Here is a 14195-nt window from a genome sequence, read left to right as displayed (position 1 = left end):
GAGGCCATCAGAAGTCGCTTCCGGAAATATCACATCCGGGTATAGGCATCCCCTGGGTATCGATGCACGAATTCCCCGGGCCAGAGCCATTATTTCCCATGTGGCCGTCGCCACGGGGTAGGACTGTTCTCGGTCCCTTGTTACCAGCACGATCAGGTTTCCCGAAAGGACGGCCAGGCCCACGCACAATCACTCCGGTGGGGAGCAGCTTGCCCACGCGTCTCCGGTCCAGCTGGGAAGCAATGGAATGGTCTATCAATTGCTTTGCATTTCCGCCCAATGGTTTGAAAAATTTTCCATCGAGAAGCTTCGAAGTTTTTACCAGCTTTTGGAGGTTTATGACCAAAGGTGCGGGAAAGTTTTTCGCCTGTGGATGCATGACGATCATATTGCCGGGCTCCACATCTATCGTATCGCCATTCTGATTACGGAGCTTAGCCACGCCTTCGATCACCAGGAATTTGAACCATTGGCCCTCACTATATTCCATCATCGTCGTAGTCCCAGTGATCGCAGCCGTCACCGTCGCTGTGCGGATGGTGGCGCCTCCCGCATTTTTTGGGACATTCAACAGGAATGAGCCTTGCTGAATTTCCATATCCCGTGATCCCGAGCTAAAACGGAAAATCGAATTTGCACCCACACGGGTAATTGTCTGATCATCAAATGTAAGCTCGGCTCTTGAGTTTCTTCCGGTCAGAACCGAAGAAGATACGGTAAGTTTTTCACCGATTCTCGCGGTTTGAGCGGAAGAAGAATCCGTGCTGATTTTGACATCATTGACCACCGCGGTGATCTCAGCGGATTTCAGGGGAGCGGCATGCACACCGCTCATCGCAAAGAGGGCGAAAGAAAGAAGAAAGTAACGTTTCATAATATTCTCAGTAAGTTGTGAATTTGAGCGCGCGGATTAGAAGAAATAACGGACACCAAGCCCGAGACCGCCCGTCCATGCCTCGAAGTCATTCGCGCCTGCCAAGCTATTGGAATCGTTTTTATCATAGAAAACAGACGCATTGATCATGAAGTTTTTGTTCAGCTCCCAGATAAGCTCCACACCCACGTCATAACCCCAATCTTCCCTTCCGGCGGAGTCATAGTTGTAATAGGAAGCACTCGCTGTGGCCAATGCGTAGACATCATCGGTGAAGGCATAGCGATATGCCACATCCAGCGCGATTTCGTTTCTCTCAAGTGTCTCCGGAGTGGCCGTCCATTCATAGGCACCGCTGAGACTAGCGGCCAACTGGTGACGTGGGGCCGCCCAGAGCACCTTTTGCACACCTGCACGGACACGCTGTGCATTGTAATCCGAATCAGTGAAAGAACCGGTGGTGAGACGCTGATATTCATATCTTGCGAAGACAATCGTGTCGTCGAGATCCGGAAGCGTCTTGAAAACCCCAAGATAAAGCCCGAGGTTCTCATAATCCGTAGCGGAAGAATTATCGAAACGGATCAAGTCCTGCTCGAGCCCAAGATCGGCAAACCAGCCGCTGAACAGATGCGGTCTCCAACCCAGAGACATGCTTGAAGATGAAACCCATGAGCTATCATCGTTAATCCCACTGCTCGAAGGTGCATTGTCAGTGCGATATACCGAGGTTTCGAAATCAAAGATAACCGGCACGGAACTCCCGCGTTTTACCAGAATTTCCTGAACACCAAAGTCCGAATCCGCCGGTGAAAACGGAGCTTGTTCTGTGGTAAATTCCCCGAAGTTCGCTTCTTCATCCACATAATCCGGATATTGTCCCCCCATTCCAAAAAATCGTTGAACGGGAGTGAGAACGTCAGCTTGCGCGGAGAATGCGCCAGCAAGAAACATAAGTATTAATCGGCTTTTCATGAAATGTTTTATTGTAGAGGCGCTGAATTGCTAGATAACAACACTAGTGAGAGCAAGAATAAAGCCACGAAAGAACCGATACCTTTCGGCATTAACAGCTTTCGTTGGAGGTATGTTGATTGCATTAGTCGCATTCATACCTCCGGCGTCGGATCATATTATATCGAGTGACCGGAAATTGGGTGATTCCGCATTATATGTTCCGAATAACCCCAGTCCCCGCGAGGATCTCGTTTTTCTGGGAATTGATGAAGAGAGCCTGACTCTACAGGGACTTGATCCCGCTCTTATCCAAAGCGATGAGAACCTTACCCGTATGTCCAAACGTTTTCCGTGGGACAGACGGGTGTATGCGGATACAGCTACAAAACTTTTGAACGCCGGGGCGAAGCTCGTCGTGATCGATCTGGTAATGGCGGAACCATCGACTCCCGAGGCCGACGAAGCGCTAGCAGAAGTTTTACGGAAATATCCCGGAAAAATCGTGCTGGCGACTGTCTTCGCACCACGTTCGAATGATGGAAAAGGCGATGCTTTTATGCTGATTGAACCAGCTCCTGTCTTCACCTCCATTGATCCACCACCATTGCTGGGCTTTGTAAATTTTCGCCCCAATCCCGATGATTTACTGATCCGGGAGATCGATTACACGAGCACGCTTTCACAGGAAAACGGACAGGCGCCCATAGCTGGGGAAGCAGAGTTTCAATCAATCGCCGGCTCGGTCCTCCGGTCTCTCGGTAAACCAGCTCCTTTTCAAAAAGCTCAGATCCGCTATGCGGTAAAGGCAGCCGATGTGGATCCCTTGAAGATTGATCGAAGCAAAGCCTATGAGGTTTATCAGCCACTTTCCATCAGCAGTATTTTCCTTCCGGATGCTTGGACGCACCGATACAAATCGGGAGAATTTTTCCGGGACAAAGTGGTTCTCATCGGCCCGGCCACCGCTCGTTTTCAAGACAATCACCAAACACCAGTCGGTCAGCTGATGGGTCCGCAGCTACACCTCCAGGCCATTGGAAGCGGCCTAGACCGGGCCTTCGTCAGCAGACCATTCGGCGAGTGGGCGGGCTCGATATTTTGGTCTGGTATCGCCGGAGCCCTGTCTGCAGCAATTTTGATCCGTTTTCTAAACCGCCCAATCATTATTCTACTGAGCACTGTCACCATTGTAGTTGTATCATTTTTCACGGCGTTTGCGTGCGCCAGACATTTCGGTATTTGGTTCAGCCCACGGACATTCGCGATTGCACTTTTCGTTGGTGCCGTTTCGGGGCAATCCTTTGACCTGATCCGTGAACGTGTTGAACGCTCCAGACTCCATCATCAATTCCGCCGATTTGTTTCACGCGATGTTGCCGATTCCCTCGTGAATGATCCGAGCATCTACAAACAAGCTGCGTCCGGGAGAAAACGAAAAGTCGTCGTGCTCTTTTCCGATATCCGCGGCTTCACCTCTCTCTCGGAACAAGTCTCTCCCGAGCAGCTTTTCTCTCAGCTCAACGAATACCTTTCTGCCATGGTGAAAATCATTTTTGCCCATAACGGCACGTTGGACAAATTCATCGGAGACGCGATTTTGGCGCACTGGGGAGCGCTGGAGGATGGCGACGAATCGCAATTTGCCACCTCCGCCCTGGCCGCGACGAAGGCCATGATCGAAGAACTGGAAAAGCTGAATCAAGACTGGGAATCGCGAGGCCTACCTGTTCTCGGAATCGGCATCGGTCTTCATCTCGGCGAAGTGCTGGCCGGAGAAATTGGCTCTGAGCAGCGCACCGAGTTCGGCGTGATCGGAGATGCGGTCAACCTTGCATCCAGACTTGAAGGAATGACCAAAGCCTTCTCGTGTCCCTGGCTAGCCAGCGGCCAATTTATCCAGGCAACGGGAGCAAGCCAGATCCACCGGCGAATTGCGAGAGTGCGCGTGAAAGGCCGGCAAGAGCCGGTGGATCTTTGGACAACCTCCCAGTGTCCGGCGTCACTGGAATCCTACACCAAAGCGCTGGAGTGCTTTGAACGGGGAGACTTCGTGAATGCTCTTTGCCTCTGTGAAAAACATCTCGCCGATTATCCAGATGACCTCATCGCCCGAAATCTGACAACTCATACACAGCGATTTCTCAATGACCGTCCGGATCAATGGGATGGAATTATCAAATTCAACGAAAAGTAAGCCAAGCATTCTAACAATTTCGTGACAAATTCATCACATCTCTGAAGTATTCATCATGTATATTCATATATTTATAAATCAGACATCGGAGAACTCAATATTGTTGACATCTTAAATCTCACAAACACCCTAGCGCTGATGAAGATTATATCCCCTGTCCGCACCATGTTTCTTAGCGTAGGATTTTTCTCAATCTTGACAGGGATGGCCAGTGCTGTCGTGCAGGTAGGAATAACGGTCACCCAATTTGAATTAACGCAAAATAGCGTGGGCTTTCGCATTCAAGGGGTTTTCCCGTTCGAAACACCTGCCTATTACGATAATTCGATCTACTTCACGAGCACGATGCTTTTCGATGACCCAGGGTTCTCCATACCGCATCTTCTGTCCGCGGATGCTGTGGATACCTATGACTTTTCTGAGGAATCTCCTTCTGGATCAGGGTCCGTTATTGCTTCGACGGGCGTCTCTTTCCTGGGAGATTACTTCTTTGTCAACTTTGGAGAAAGCTTCTCCCCCGGCGAGTCGATCGACAAGTTTGTGACAGCCTATTGGGAAAGCGGCGCATTCGATCCGGAAGAAGCCGACGAGCCATTGAATGTGTTCTGGGGAGCGTCTGATCTGCGCGAAAGCGCTTCCGGCACCTTCCTGACAACAACTGTCCCCGAGCCGTCAACCGCCCTACTCGCGACAGTTGGTGTAGCCGGATTCCTGATCCGGAGAAAGCGAAGATAGACGCGTGGAGAGCAAATAGCTCAACGGCAAAATTCCATTCCAAAAGCTTCTGCTGGCAATGCAGGCTTTGGACCATGGGAGAATATCTCTCCGAACGGAAGCTAGAAACTTATCCAAAAAATACCGCCGGCCGGACTCGAACCGGCACGCCTGTGAGGGCAACGGATTTTAAATCCGCAGTGTCTACCATTCCACCACGGCGGCATTTGCTTGGGAGCTGTTGACCTTCCTTCCGGAAGACAAAAAAGAATCAATCCGGTTTCATCCGATACGTCCAGTAAAGACCAACAGGAAATGTCACAAACTGGGAGAAAGCTCAATGAGGCAGCTCATCGTCTTCTGCTTCGCTGGGTGCCGCAGAATTATCGGTGCTGGATCCCTGGCTCTTGGTGCGACGGCCCGGCTTTGCAAGAATTTCGATATATACCGCTTCCCATCCCTCTTGTGCCGCTATGTCAATTGGCTTGGTTAGTTCGCTTACATGGACTGCCTCCGCCGTCTCAGGGGCCTTTCCCGCGCGGCAGTCAAAATCCCAGAAATCCACATCTTCGGGCAAGGTCTTGCGCCGTTCCCGCTTGAGATACTTTCTGATTTCCGCCTTTACAGATTCCACCACACGGGCGGGCTTGTGATTCGGAGAGGTGAGTGGAAAAGATTTCTTCATGCCCGCTCTTGTCGGCTATGAGCAGCTGTTTGTCGATGATTCTCCCTGATCCAGATGCCTAAACCGAGCTCTCGCTAGGCCGCTGATCCGCCTGCACACTCAGCCTTTGTTCATCAAAATCACCATTTCGCCTTTCACCGAGTGGGTTTTAAACCATTCCAAAATCTCGGCAGGAGTGCCACGATGATAAGTTTCAAATTTTTTGGTGAGTTCTCTGGCCACGCACACCTTGGCATTGGGATCTATGTCCTGAAGAATTTCCAACGTGGAAAGAATCCGATGCGGACTTTCGAAAAATATTCCCGTTTCGCCACTCTCAAGCGCAGTGCTCATTGCCGTGCGGCGCTTCCCGGATTTTACCGATAGGAAGCCTCCAAACCGAAACGCATGGCACGGCAAACCCGATCCAATCAGGGCTGTCAAAACCGCAGAGGGGCCGGGAAGAACCTCCAGCGGAACCTCCATTTCAATACAGGACTGAACCAAGCGGTAACCCGGATCAGAGATTCCCGGCATTCCCGCGTCACTTATAAATGCGATGACTTCACCCGCCTTCGCCGCGGTGACAAGCTCCGGTGCTTTGCGCAATTCATTGTGTTCGTGAAGTGATACAAGCGATTTCCCCGTGATCCCATGATGGGCCAACAACACCCCCGAGCGGCGGGTATCTTCGCAAGCGATCCGATCCGCATTCCTGAGCACCTCCAGAGCACGGAGGGTTATGTCACCCAAGTTTCCTATCGGCGTAGGCACAAGGACGATCCCGCCGGACTTTTCCGTTTTGTTCTCGCTCATTTCAATGCTTCCAGAATCTCTCTCTCCCTTTCGGGAATCCTTTCAGGACGACCCGATTCATTCACTTTTGCGGTGACCATTTCGCCTTTTGCCGCGACTTTGCCATCCTGTTTGAGAATCCAGAATCTCCAGGTCAAAGAGCCATTGCCAATCTTTTCGAGACATAGGCATACCTCGATTTTCTCCTGGAATGTAAGTGGCCTCTCGTATTCGCAGGCAATCCGAACCCGAGGCCAGCCCCCTGCCGATCTATCGAAGACATCAATTCCCGATGATCTCAGGAATTCATGCTCCGCGTTTTCCGCAAACGACAATATCTTGGTGAAATGAACCCATCCGCTCGCATCAGTATCGGAGAAAACAATCCCGCGTGTGTGCCGATGGCAGATGTTTTCCACAATCGTTAATCCTCGAATTTTTTGACGAGAACGGAAGCGTTGTGCCCTCCAAAGCCGAAGCTGTTGCTTAGTGCCACTTTGATCGGCACCTCACGGGCCACATTGGGAACAACATCAAGGTCACACTCGGGATCTTGATTTTCCACATTGATCGTTGGGGGAACTACACCTTCCACGATTCCCATCACGCTTGCGATAAGCTCAATACCGCCAGCGGCACCGAGCATGTGCCCTGTCATTGATTTGGTGGAGCTAACAAGAAGCCCATTATTTGCGTATTCGCCGAATGCCACCTTGATTGCTTTCGTTTCGGCGACATCGCCGAGGCCTGTCGATGTGGCATGGGCATTAAGATAATCAACCTCGTCGGGATTGGTCTTGCCGTGTTTGAGAGCCATCCCGATGGCGTAAGCGGGACCGCTACCATCTGGAGAAGGTGCACTGAGATGATATGCATCCGCACTGACGCCATAACCGATAAGTTCCGCATAAATTTTCGCGCCGCGGGCTTTCGCTGTTTCCAGCTCTTCGATCATAACAACACCCGCACCTTCGCCCATCACGAAACCGTCCCGGTCCTTGTCGAACGGACGGGACGCCGCCTCGGGATCGTCATTGCGGGTGCTGAGAGCCTTCATACTTGCGAACCCGCACAGCCCCATTGGCAAGACAGCCGCCTCGGCACCTCCACAGAGAAAACCATCGGCATCGCCAAACTTGATCATGCGCCACGCCTCACCGATATTGTGGTTGGAGGTAGCACAGGCAGTAACGATAACCATATTTGGGCCCAGTAGACCGTGCTCCATCGAAATGATTCCAGAAGCGATGTTAGAAATCATCATCGGGATGGTGAATGGAGAAACCCGTCGTGGACCTTTGTCACGATAAACGGAATGCTCCCGCTCCAAGGTGGAAAGGCCACCAATTCCGCTCCCGACCATGACTCCATACCGGCGCGGATCGATCTTTTCCTTGTCCAAACCGGAATCTTCCATCGCCATTTTTGACGCTGCGACCGCGTATTGCACGTAGCGATCTGAGCGACGCGCGTCCTTCGGAACCCGGAAGTAATCATCCGCATTGAAATTCCGCACTTCTCCGGCAATCTTGCACTCGAATGGCGTAGGATCCAAAGACTCAATCCGGCGGATGCCGCTTTTGCCATTCTTCAGCCCATCCCAAGTTGTCTCCAGATCATTTCCCAGAGGCGAAATACATCCAATGCCAGTAATCACTACCCGTCGCTCACTCATATTGTGGGGGCAGCCTAAACGCTGAACTTACCACCGCGCAAGTATTAGAATCACCGAGCGCACATTGTTTAAAATCAGCCAAACCCACCCGCCATCTTGTAAATCGTAAATGCTGCGCAAAGCATTATGAACACCATACTGAGTGCGCCAACCGTCTTATCCACAAGGTTCATTTTTGGCCTAGCCACCGAGGCTGATTTTGGAAAAACGATCGCTGCATATCCCATACCCGCGATCAAACCTCCAAAGTGGGCGGCATTATCGATAAAACGATATCCGATCAACCCAATGAGTGCTGTCATCACCACGCCGCCGATCAGCCGCCGTTTTGCGCTCTTTGGAACAAGGCTCGAATGCAGGGTTTCGAAGACCAGAAGAAATCCCAGCCAGCCCATCAATCCACCGGAGGCACCAACCGAAGTGGCATCGGTAAAACGGACGGAAGCTTCTCCGGCTACGATCGCGGAGAAAAGAAACACCATTGGAACATGAGGCCACCGCGCAAACACCTCCACCCTTTTGCCAAGATACAACAAGGCCATGGCATTCATAAAGTAATGTAGAAAACCTCCATGCAGCATGGGCGCCGTGAAGAGTCTCCAAAACTCGCCACTACGGTAGGCTGTTTTCACCAAACCGACGTCGTGGACTGAATTGGTGAAAACCAATTGGGCGAGCGCCACCATCGTGATCAAGCCCAGCAATATCCATGTTACCGGAGCTTTCTGGGTATCTAGCCATATCTCGAACCGAATCAGAGGAACAATCGGCCCGGCACGTTTGGAGCGAGCCTTGAGTTCACTGGATTTTTTCCGAGCTTGATACCAGGGGATGAAAGCAAAAACCAGGAAACCAAGCAACGCGATACCCACAGTCGTAGAACGCAAGAGCGACCCGAGTATCCACCTTAGTTCCTCATTGAGAGTAAGGCTCACACCATTTGCCAACTCGATACTCTTCGCATGCTTCCAGCCTTGAAAAGCCAGGTATGCGATCAGTATTACCAAACTGGCGCCGAACCATTTGAGGCGCTGTTGCGATTCCTCCAAGTCATCAGCCACCCATTGTCGGCGGACTTGGGTAATTGAGGATTTGAATGCTTTGATTTCCTCCGGGATCCGACAATGCGCGGATTCCGGAGTCCAAATTAATAGGACCGCACTTTTACGGTCATTGCGGATCACATCGGCAAGATCTTCCAACCCCGTGCACTGATGTCGGCGGCCTCGGCTATCGATCCAGCCATAACCGTCCCCGGCTGGAGGGAAAGCGTTGTCACGTGCCCATACCGGCAAATCCGGTCTTTTCTCGCTATTGAGGATTGGGTCACGTTTCACACCTTGCAAGCGTCAGGCTTACTCGGATTTGTCCGCTTCGTTTTCTTCAGCGGCAGGTGCCTCTACTTCTTCAGGTGGGGAGACTTCGTCTGGCACAGCGACCTCTTCTTCCGCAGGAGCAGGCTCCTGTTCTGCGGCCTGCGTATCGTCGGAACCTGGCAGTTGGTCGATCAGCGATTTCTCCTCTGCAGCAGTCTCGACCGGGGTGCTCTTCTCGGAAGCAGCGGCACTTTCTTCCGCAACAGGCTCCTGTGGTGCCAAGAGACTTTTTTGTTTAGTTTGCTTCCCGATCAAAATAGCGAGGGTGAGGCTCAGCAGGAAGAACAAGGAACCTAAATAAACAGTTCCCTTTTGAAGAACGTTGGTAGTGCGGGCACCAAAGACCTGATCAGTTACGCCGCCACCAAATGCAGCGCCCAGACCTTCTTGTTTCGGACGTTGCATCAGGATCAGAAGAGCCATCAGCAAACACACGATGACAAATACGACCAAAAGGAGATCGATACTAATGTTGAGCCAGTTAATTGCAGCGAAAATCATGGGCGGCGGAATATGAGTATGAGGTTCCTGCTTGTAAAGCAGGGACTTTCTAGATTTTCAATCGGATTTTGAGGGCTGTTTCACCCCCCTTTTTTAATCCACTCCGCGAGCTTTCGGTCATCGCCATCGGCAGCCCACACATGCCGCAGGAAATCGGCCATGGGAATATTACCGTTTTTGGCCAGGAAGTTTCTGTCTCCACCGCAGCCATACATAATATCCGGATCAAGTTCACCGCGGAGCTTTGCTTTAGCCTTTTTAAGAATACGGGGCAGATAGGCCAAGCCATCCAACTCTTCTCCAAATGACGGCAAATCGTCTACGACTGTGACATTGTCGCTAAATTTCCCGTTCTGTTCTACAAGAAAGTAGTCTCTTCTCACAGCAGCAACAAGAAGAGCCGTGGAGGGCGAAGGCTCATTTTCGCCAACATAATCTTCCACAAAGTCAAAAAACTCTCTTTTCCTGTATCCGATACTTTCCAGAAATGCCAGATCCTGAACGGTGTAATCTTTCTCGTAATCAAAGTTTCTAGCTTGATAATCAGCAGCACAGCGTGCGAAAAGCTCCAGAAAAGTATCGTTCCATGTCATGTGGAGATCATGGAACCTCTCATTCCATACGCTAGTTTTTTTTCCGAGAAACGGTCCTACCCCGCGGTGAACTGAATCTCTTCACACCCTCTTGAACGAATGATTTGGAAAATCAATAATCACGACCTCCATCTTACCCGTAAAGCCCGCATCATGGGTATTTTGAACGTCACTCCTGATTCTTTTTCAGACGGCGGAAATTTTGCCCGGGTGGAATCAGCCCTCGCTCAAGCTGGGAGAATGATCGCCGAAGGAGCCACCATCATAGACGTAGGCGGCGAGTCCACCCGGCCGGGATCACAGCCTGTCGATCAGGAAGTCGAAATCCGGCGAGCTATCCCGGTCATCAAAGCAATCCGCGCGGAATGGTCCGGGCTGATCTCGATTGATACCATGAAGGCTCCGGTGGCGGAGGCAGCGCTCGCAGCTGGCGCAGATATCATCAATGATGTTTCCGGTCTGACTCACGATCCGGAAATGATCAATCTCTGCGTAGAATCCCACTGCGGAATCGTCGTCATGCATATGCTGGGCACCCCTGCCAATATGCAGAATGCTCCGCTTTATTCCGATGTCACTGCCCATCTCCGGGGCTTCTTCCAGGAAAGGCTCGATTGCCTCGTGGCCGCTGGGATTCAGAAGGAACGTATCTGTTTTGATCCCGGAATTGGTTTTGGAAAGACGCTCGACCACAACCTAGCCATTTTAAAGAACATCGCCCATCTCTCTCCAATCGGCTCGCCTCTCCTATTGGGAGTGTCAAGGAAATCGCTCATTTCTAAAATTATTGATTGTGAATCACCCACCGAACGCGATGCGGCAACCCTAGCAATGACCACCCTAGCTCGAAGAAGTGGCGTCATGCTTCATCGGGTCCATGCCGTAAAAGAAAATCTGCACGCTCTGAGGATTACAGAAGCATTGATTTAGCGTTCCCCTCCCTAACTTCATCTTTAGTATCTTCGAGATTGATCCTTCAAATTTCCCTGTCCACTCTCCGTCCATGGAAGACCTTCGCGAACACGGCACCCAACCATTTGATGCTCTTATGGAAAATTGGGGATTAACCAATCATGAGCTTGTCGAGACATCCACCGAGCAGCTGAATCACAAGCAAGTTCAGAAAGCGAGAAAAGGGCGTCAGCTGACCTTGGCGACGATGCAAAAAGTTTGCCGGGCTTTTAACATCACTATCTGGAACCGTCTCTCCGCAGCGGAGAAAGAAATTTATTTCGAATATATGCACCGCCATTTGTTCAATTACGCAAAGGGCTATGATGCGGACTGGATTGATCCGAATGTAGATCTATTCCCCAAGAAATGAGTCCCAATGGAGAACCTTGGTTGATCATTGGCCAAGGGCTGGCAGGCACCTGTTTGGCCTGGGAATTCCTCGGCCGCAACGAGCCATTCAAAATCATAGATCGGGGCTTCGGCGGTAGCAGCCGGGTGGCCGCAGGCTTGCTGAACCCCATTACCGGGAAAAACTTTGAACCTAGCTGGCGGATCACAGATTTTTATACAGAATCCATCGATTTCTACTTAAGGGTTGAACGACAGTTGGCGCATCAGCTCTGGTATCCGTTACCTATACTTCGTCTTGCTTCCAGTGACAAAGAATGGAGCAAGATTGCCGCCAAACTGGAGCTTCCGCAGACTGCCCGCTGGATAGCTGACACGTCTCCGGATCACCCCGATGGCTTTGTGGCTGCAGTAGAGCTCACGGGCGGAGGGCGCATCGACACTGCAAATTTCATCAAGCTTAGTGCCACCTTTTTTACAGAAAGAGGCCTCCTTGAAATTGGGGATCATCGAGGCAGTCCCAGTGGAGGAAGATACATCCTCTGCGAGGGAGCCAGTGGCTTGATTGAAAATCAGATCGGCCAACATCGTTGCGCCAAAGGCGAAATACTCACAGTGAAATCCAATTGGCCGGAAACTCATATCAGAATCGGCTCGGGCGGCTGGTTGGTCCCGATTGGGAACAATCTTTTCCGCGTGGGCTCCACTTATGAATGGAACCATCTCACCGAATATCCTACGGCTACGGGCCAAGAGAGAATACTGAATATTGCACGGATACTAGGAGGAAGCCATTTTGAAATAGTCGATCATGTGGCTGGAATTCGTCCAATTTTGAGGAGGAGTCAGCCGCTTTTGGGGAAAAATCAAAATAACGACTGGATTTTCAATGCCCTTGGATCAAAAGGCACGCTCTATGCACCCAAATTTGCGACGATGCTGGCCGATTGGATATTAGAAGGTATCGAACCCAACGAAGACTTTATACTCGGTTCCCATTTTGATTAAGAGCTCATGTTCCCACCACGTCCCACGCAACTCCTTCATCTACTTCTCAAAAGTCAGCTAAACGAAGATGACGTGGTTATTGATGCCACTGCGGGAAACGGGCACGATACTCTATTTCTCGCGCAGGCGGTCGGTCCAAGGGGACGTGTCATTGCCGTTGATATTCAAGAACAGGCCATTCGCTCCACCGAGAGCCGGTTGCAGGACGCCGGTTTTATTAATAATGTGGATTTATATGTCATGAGTCATTCAAGACTCTCGGAACTTGTCACCGCCAGTAGCGTCGCATGCATCATGTTCAATTTAGGCTACTTACCCGGCGCTGATCATCATCTCATCACCACAGAAGCAGAGACCCTCAAAGCCCTTTCCAGCTCACTTGTGTTATTGAAACCAGGCGGAATCCTAACAGTGGTCTGTTACCCGGGACATCCGGGAGGCGAAACCGAAGCTTTGTCCGTAAAAACCTTTCTAGAACAACAATCAAACCTAAGAACTGCATCCTACGGGATGATCGGCACAAAAGCGCCCTCACCATTTTTCCTCATTTCGAAGAAGATGACGGAGTTGTAACCTATCTTCCACCTTGTGAGGAACGGAATCCCTGCTTAACTCAGCTTTAACAGCACCTAAACTTTTATCATGAAAAGAATCCCATTGTTTTTCCTGCTCGCGATGAGCCCTCTCAACGCTCAAGATAACACCAGCTCCCAAACGGCTGTTGAGCAACTTTTGCCCAGCCAAAAGGAATTCCTGAATCTTCCGGAAGACCAACGGAAAGAATTTATTACCCATTTCAGTGAGGCGAGCCGCTATTTTCAACAAAAGCGGATTTTCGAAACTCTAGAAGCCTTGGACAAAGCAGAAAAAGTTTTCGTCAATAGCGCTGAACTTTGGAATTTGAAAGGCTCCTGCTATGTGGAAATGCGTGCTTTTGATAAAGCTACTGCCGCATTTGCGAAAGCTTTGGAACTAAACCCGGAAAATGTGAGCATTCAGTTCAATATTGCCGAAGTTTATTTCGTCACTAAACAATGGCAGAAAGCGAACGATCTTTTTGAAGAAATCCTTAAAAAGACCGACCCTAAGAACACTTCTCTCGGGCGACTCGTAGAGTTCAAGATCCTACTCGGCAAAATCAAATTAGGACTCGAAAACGAGGTTCAAATTCTCGCCGAGAAATATGATTATCTAGACGACTCTCCTTATTATTATTATTCTCAAGCAGCGTTGGCTTACGAGAAAGAAGATCTTCTTGCAGCAGAAGAATGGCTGGCTAGAGCAAACAGGATTTTCAGAGATCCCAATATACTTGCTCCTTGGCAGGATACTTTAGTGGAATTCGGATACATAAAAAGCTTTTATGGTGAGCCGGATACGTCTCCCTCGGAATAGATGGTGTCGAGCGGGTAATTTTCTCCAACTGCGATAAACAACGAATTGATCGAAGAATCTGCCGCAGGTAGTTTGTTGCCTGCGGCATTACTATATCTGCTTGTAATGAAGTAGGAGAATTGTCCAGGTTTGGAGCGATTCTTCCCG

At 50.4% G+C, this 14195-nt stretch carries 17 protein-coding genes and 1 tRNA gene; 7 read left to right on the top strand and 11 right to left on the bottom strand.

Annotated features, from left to right (window positions below):
* Positions 1 to 7: 7 nt before the first annotated feature.
* Positions 8 to 874 (bottom strand): FecR family protein, encoded by an 867-nt coding sequence (locus ACFSSA_RS12365; protein WP_386820776.1) that lies wholly within the window; start codon positions 872 to 874, stop codon positions 8 to 10.
* 36 nt (positions 875 to 910) lie between these two features.
* Positions 911 to 1849 carry an outer membrane beta-barrel protein gene (locus ACFSSA_RS12360; RefSeq protein WP_386820775.1) on the bottom strand — a complete coding sequence of 313 codons (939 nt, stop codon included), beginning with the start codon at positions 1847 to 1849 and terminating at the stop codon, positions 911 to 913.
* Between the two features lie 112 nt (positions 1850 to 1961).
* On the opposite strand from ACFSSA_RS12360, the gene ACFSSA_RS12355 reads away from it, so the two are divergent.
* Together ACFSSA_RS12355 and ACFSSA_RS12350 are read left to right on the top strand one after the other, a co-directional pair.
* Entirely contained in the window at positions 1962 to 4025 is a 2064-nt protein-coding gene (locus tag ACFSSA_RS12355) for a CHASE2 domain-containing protein (protein WP_386820774.1), read from the top strand.
* Between the two features lie 204 nt (positions 4026 to 4229).
* Positions 4230 to 4760, top strand: a complete 531-nt coding sequence (locus tag ACFSSA_RS12350; protein ID WP_386820773.1) for a PEP-CTERM sorting domain-containing protein — start codon at positions 4230 to 4232, stop codon at positions 4758 to 4760.
* 121 nt (positions 4761 to 4881) lie between these two features.
* Here ACFSSA_RS12350 and ACFSSA_RS12345 read toward each other — a convergent pair.
* The 8 genes from ACFSSA_RS12345 to ACFSSA_RS12310 all read right to left on the bottom strand — a co-directional run bounded on the left by ACFSSA_RS12345 (position 4882) and on the right by ACFSSA_RS12310 (position 10343).
* A tRNA-Leu gene (locus ACFSSA_RS12345) sits at positions 4882 to 4964 on the bottom strand.
* A gap of 112 nt (positions 4965 to 5076) precedes the next feature.
* Entirely contained in the window at positions 5077 to 5424 is a 348-nt protein-coding gene (locus ACFSSA_RS12340) for a DUF6172 family protein (RefSeq protein ID WP_386820772.1), read from the bottom strand.
* Positions 5425 to 5523: 99 nt separating this feature from the next.
* Entirely contained in the window at positions 5524 to 6219 is a 696-nt protein-coding gene (rsmI, locus tag ACFSSA_RS12335; RefSeq protein ID WP_386820771.1) for a 16S rRNA (cytidine(1402)-2'-O)-methyltransferase, read from the bottom strand.
* Positions 6216 to 6617, bottom strand: a complete 402-nt coding sequence (locus ACFSSA_RS12330; protein ID WP_386820770.1) for an acyl-CoA thioesterase — start codon at positions 6615 to 6617, stop codon at positions 6216 to 6218. Before ACFSSA_RS12330 ends, rsmI begins: the two co-directional genes overlap by 4 nt.
* Before the next feature lie 5 nt (positions 6618 to 6622).
* Complete coding sequence (gene fabF / locus ACFSSA_RS12325; RefSeq protein WP_386820769.1) at positions 6623 to 7873, bottom strand: beta-ketoacyl-ACP synthase II; 1251 nt, start codon at positions 7871 to 7873, stop codon at positions 6623 to 6625.
* A 74-nt stretch (positions 7874 to 7947) separates the two neighbouring features.
* Positions 7948 to 9210: a rhomboid family intramembrane serine protease gene (locus ACFSSA_RS12320; protein WP_386820768.1), complete on the bottom strand. Its 1263-nt coding sequence runs from the start codon at positions 9208 to 9210 to the stop codon at positions 7948 to 7950.
* 18 nt (positions 9211 to 9228) lie between these two features.
* Positions 9229 to 9750, bottom strand: a complete 522-nt coding sequence (gene secG / locus ACFSSA_RS12315; protein ID WP_386820767.1) for a preprotein translocase subunit SecG — start codon at positions 9748 to 9750, stop codon at positions 9229 to 9231.
* Between the two features lie 80 nt (positions 9751 to 9830).
* Positions 9831 to 10343, bottom strand: a complete 513-nt coding sequence (locus ACFSSA_RS12310; RefSeq protein WP_386820766.1) for a DUF5069 domain-containing protein — start codon at positions 10341 to 10343, stop codon at positions 9831 to 9833.
* Between the two features lie 99 nt (positions 10344 to 10442).
* Between ACFSSA_RS12310 and folP the strand changes: the two genes are divergently transcribed.
* The 5 genes from folP (at position 10443) to ACFSSA_RS12285 (ending at position 14048) form a co-directional block, all read left to right on the top strand.
* Complete coding sequence (folP, locus tag ACFSSA_RS12305) at positions 10443 to 11273, top strand: dihydropteroate synthase (RefSeq protein ID WP_386820765.1); 831 nt, start codon at positions 10443 to 10445, stop codon at positions 11271 to 11273.
* A 73-nt stretch (positions 11274 to 11346) separates the two neighbouring features.
* On the top strand, positions 11347 to 11667 hold the full coding sequence (locus ACFSSA_RS12300) for a hypothetical protein (RefSeq protein WP_386820764.1): 321 nt from the start codon (positions 11347 to 11349) through the stop codon (positions 11665 to 11667).
* Positions 11664 to 12653: an NAD(P)/FAD-dependent oxidoreductase gene (locus ACFSSA_RS12295; RefSeq protein ID WP_386820762.1), complete on the top strand. Its 990-nt coding sequence runs from the start codon at positions 11664 to 11666 to the stop codon at positions 12651 to 12653. Before ACFSSA_RS12300 ends, ACFSSA_RS12295 begins: the two co-directional genes overlap by 4 nt.
* A 6-nt stretch (positions 12654 to 12659) precedes the next feature.
* Entirely contained in the window at positions 12660 to 13226 is a 567-nt protein-coding gene (gene mnmM / locus ACFSSA_RS12290) for a tRNA 5-(aminomethyl)-2-thiouridylate-methyltransferase MnmM (RefSeq protein ID WP_386820761.1), read from the top strand.
* A gap of 69 nt (positions 13227 to 13295) precedes the next feature.
* Positions 13296 to 14048, top strand: coding sequence for a tetratricopeptide repeat protein (locus tag ACFSSA_RS12285; protein ID WP_386820760.1), 753 nt, complete (start codon positions 13296 to 13298; stop codon positions 14046 to 14048).
* Here the strand turns inward: ACFSSA_RS12285 and ACFSSA_RS12280 are convergent.
* The coding region (locus tag ACFSSA_RS12280; protein ID WP_386820758.1) for a hypothetical protein at positions 14015 to 14195 on the bottom strand (181 nt) is incomplete at its 5' end. The genes ACFSSA_RS12285 and ACFSSA_RS12280 overlap by 34 nt on opposite strands.

Source organism: Luteolibacter algae (genome assembly GCF_042683045.1).
GTDB classification, from domain to species: Bacteria; Verrucomicrobiota; Verrucomicrobiia; order Verrucomicrobiales; family Akkermansiaceae; genus Luteolibacter; species Luteolibacter algae.
Note: the sequence above shows the minus strand (reverse complement) of the source record. Positions and strands in the feature narration are given on the sequence as shown.

What these genes read in the sequence shown, in the direction of transcription:
- ACFSSA_RS12355 (WP_386820774.1), top strand. Translation starts at nt 1,962, where the DNA reads ATGTTGATTGCATTAGTCGCATTCATACCTCCGGCGTCGGATCATATT.
- ACFSSA_RS12350 (WP_386820773.1), top strand. Translation starts at nt 4,230, where the DNA reads ATGGCCAGTGCTGTCGTGCAGGTAGGAATAACGGTCACCCAATTTGAA.
- fabF (WP_386820769.1), bottom strand. Translation starts at nt 7,873, where the DNA reads ATGAGTGAGCGACGGGTAGTGATTACTGGCATTGGATGTATTTCGCCT.
- secG (WP_386820767.1), bottom strand. Translation starts at nt 9,750, where the DNA reads ATGATTTTCGCTGCAATTAACTGGCTCAACATTAGTATCGATCTCCTT.
- folP (WP_386820765.1), top strand. Translation starts at nt 10,443, where the DNA reads ATGATTTGGAAAATCAATAATCACGACCTCCATCTTACCCGTAAAGCC.
- ACFSSA_RS12295 (WP_386820762.1), top strand. Translation starts at nt 11,664, where the DNA reads ATGAGTCCCAATGGAGAACCTTGGTTGATCATTGGCCAAGGGCTGGCA.
- ACFSSA_RS12360 (WP_386820775.1), bottom strand. Translation starts at nt 1,849, where the DNA reads ATGAAAAGCCGATTAATACTTATGTTTCTTGCTGGCGCATTCTCCGCG.
- mnmM (WP_386820761.1), top strand. Translation starts at nt 12,660, where the DNA reads ATGTTCCCACCACGTCCCACGCAACTCCTTCATCTACTTCTCAAAAGT.
- ACFSSA_RS12340 (WP_386820772.1), bottom strand. Translation starts at nt 5,424, where the DNA reads ATGAAGAAATCTTTTCCACTCACCTCTCCGAATCACAAGCCCGCCCGT.
- ACFSSA_RS12365 (WP_386820776.1), bottom strand. Translation starts at nt 874, where the DNA reads ATGAAACGTTACTTTCTTCTTTCTTTCGCCCTCTTTGCGATGAGCGGT.
- rsmI (WP_386820771.1), bottom strand. Translation starts at nt 6,219, where the DNA reads ATGAGCGAGAACAAAACGGAAAAGTCCGGCGGGATCGTCCTTGTGCCT.
- ACFSSA_RS12300 (WP_386820764.1), top strand. Translation starts at nt 11,347, where the DNA reads ATGGAAGACCTTCGCGAACACGGCACCCAACCATTTGATGCTCTTATG.
- ACFSSA_RS12310 (WP_386820766.1), bottom strand. Translation starts at nt 10,343, where the DNA reads ATGACATGGAACGATACTTTTCTGGAGCTTTTCGCACGCTGTGCTGCT.
- ACFSSA_RS12285 (WP_386820760.1), top strand. Translation starts at nt 13,296, where the DNA reads ATGAAAAGAATCCCATTGTTTTTCCTGCTCGCGATGAGCCCTCTCAAC.